3 protein-coding genes and 1 CRISPR repeat array are annotated in these 2,400 nt (G+C 39.3%); all 3 genes read left to right on the top strand.

The features are described from left to right. Positions 1-111: 111 nt before the first annotated feature. The 3 genes from KKB09_07550 to KKB09_07540 all read left to right on the top strand — a co-directional run bounded on the left by KKB09_07550 (position 112) and on the right by KKB09_07540 (position 1,868). The gene (locus tag KKB09_07550; protein ID MBU4301041.1) at positions 112-324 is read left to right on the top strand and encodes a hypothetical protein; all 213 of its coding nucleotides are present in this window, start codon (positions 112-114) and stop codon (positions 322-324) included. Continuing rightward, the gene (locus KKB09_07545) at positions 317-901 is read left to right on the top strand and encodes a DDE-type integrase/transposase/recombinase (GenBank protein ID MBU4301040.1); all 585 of its coding nucleotides are present in this window, start codon (positions 317-319) and stop codon (positions 899-901) included. The genes KKB09_07550 and KKB09_07545 overlap by 8 nt, the downstream gene beginning before the upstream one ends. Positions 902-1,037: 136 nt before the next feature. Continuing rightward, complete coding sequence (locus KKB09_07540) at positions 1,038-1,868, top strand: hypothetical protein (GenBank protein ID MBU4301039.1); 831 nt, start codon at positions 1,038-1,040, stop codon at positions 1,866-1,868. A 60-nt stretch (positions 1,869-1,928) separates the two neighbouring features. After that, positions 1,929-2,354: a CRISPR direct-repeat array (repeat unit 30 nt; unit sequence ATTTCAATCCTACAATAGTCAAATTCTAAC). Positions 2,355-2,400: the final 46 nt, after the last annotated feature.

Genomic DNA, 2,400 nt, shown 5'->3' with positions numbered 1-2,400 from the left:
TCTGCAAATTATGCCAAAAAAGGTTTTCGACACAATGCATGTGGTAAAAAACAGAAATACCGATGCAAAGACTGCAAAGCGTGGTTTGTCAAAGACGATGGATTTAAGCGTATGAGGCATAAGCCAGAAGACATCACTCGTGCAGTTCATTTGCATATTGACGGCTTATCTCTGTCAAAAGCCAAAAATCACATGCATCAATACGATAACGTAATCGTGTGCAGGCAAACGATAAACAACTGGACTAAAAGATATTCGGTTTTTTTAAAATCGGATAAATCAAAGCGTAAAGCCAATAATCAAAGGACGAGTGCATTTGGATGAAAAATTCATTTCTATAGGAACGGAAACAGTCTATGATTTGAATGCCATAGACAGCAAGACAAAATTTCTTTTGGCCCATTCATGCGTTAAAGAGCGCAATTTTAATGAGTGCGTAGAATTCTTGCGGCAGATAAAAACAACGTGCTACGAACAAATTCTCAGGATTTATGAAACTGAGAAACACAAGCCTGCGAATAAAAGAAAACTGATAACTTTTGTGTCCGATGGATTTGAAAATTACAGGAACGCTTTCAACAAGCTATTTTATCGGGCATGCAAGCTTGTTTTCGGCGTGCCTATTGCATGCAAGAAATACAGCCTTAAACATAACAATAATGCAATTGAAAGATACAACGGAGACATAAAAGACAGGATAAAGACAATGCGAGATTTGGGATGCTATGAAGGCGCCAAGGATTTTTTGAATCTGAGGCGAATAATCCACAATTTCGTTAATCCGCATATGAGCTTGAAAGGAAAAACGCCTGCTGAAGAAGCTGAAATACATTTGAAATTAGGGCGAATGAAGTTGTTGAATTTGATTGCTTATGTTGTTAATATGGATGACGATAAGTAGACAGTATCGCGTTTTTTCAGCTACAACGACATTGCGCCGAATATAGCGGGCTCAATATTCGGAATAAATTCGGTTTTTGCATACGGGCAAAACAATATATTGTTGCAATTCAAAAATAAGTTAACTAAGTGGTTCAATGATAGATACTCTTGATAAATACGTGCTTAAAACGCTTGAAAATCTGGCGAGCTGGAAGCTGCCTAAAATAGACATAACTCCAGGATTCAATCTTTTCATGGGCAGCGGAAACGCTTTTCAGACAGCAAAAATATACGCGAATCATTTTGGCGGAATTACTGTAGATACGACATATTATTCGAAATTTGTGAAATTTAAGGACAACTTTGATGAGATAATTATAATATCTGCATCAGGCGGAAAGGACGGCTTGAAAATGGCTGAGGCGTTCAAAGGCTGCACGCTTCTGACATGCGCGAAAACCCCGCCTGCTGCGCCTTTTGCAAATAAAATCCATACATTCCCGTCAATGGAAGAGCCGCCAACATACAACACAAGCACGTATGCGTCGATGATTTACGCGCTTAATCCGAATGAAGACTTATTAAAAATCAGAAAACATATTGAAAGCTTAAAAATTCCGGACTTGAAAAAATATTCTTTCATCCCCGTAGTTTCGGCGGATAAAAATGAGCCGGTTGCCCAGATGTGCGCGACAAAAATCCGCGAGACTTTAGGAATCGGTTCTGTCGGAAAATCAATAGCAGAAGGAATGCATGGCTGGTTTCTGCATGAAAGAAATGATGAAGCCGCGCTTTGCCTGAACCTGCCGGATTTTGCATCTGCAAAGAACAAGATAAACATAAACTATCCGACAAATCTGGGGCTCATGCTTTCCGCATATTACCTTATCGGGAAAAACCAGACTGACGCGCTGTCACAGGAAATTTTGGACAGCTACAAGAAAGTGTCGGCCGCTGTTGGGTGGACGTTTGGAAATATACATTAATTGAGCAATACGGGCGCGTTTCAATCCTACATTCATCCTACTATCGTTCGAAGCTTTTGAAGCATCGCTTCAAAATAGTCAAATTCTAACAGAACTCAAGCCTGCAAGGTCATCCTTTGATAATATATTTCAATCCTACAATAGTCAAATTCTAACAAGCACTTTGAGGTATCGCGGCTCTACATCAAGCATATTTCAATCCTACAATAGTCAAATTCTAACATAGCAAGTTCGGGAGCTGACGTTTTCGCAGGAATCGATTTCAATCCTACAATAGTCAAATTCTAACCAACAGGAGTATATAATTTAGCGCCTGTGCTTTTTGATTTCAATCCTACAATAGTCAAATTCTAACTCATACTATCTGGGGATGGACATCGCAAAGTACGGATTTCAATCCTACAATAGTCAAACTCTAACCGAACAGAGACCCGATACAAAATATACTTGACGCAAATTTCAATCCTACAATAGTCAAATTCTAACAGACGAAGTGATCGCGGTCGCGGTCGGATATTATTATTTCAATCCT

The sequence above is a fragment of the Nanoarchaeota archaeon genome (genome assembly GCA_018897155.1).
Taxonomy (GTDB): domain Archaea; phylum EX4484-52; class EX4484-52; order EX4484-52; family LFW-46; genus LFW-46.
Note: the sequence above shows the minus strand (reverse complement) of the source record. Positions and strands in the feature narration are given on the sequence as shown.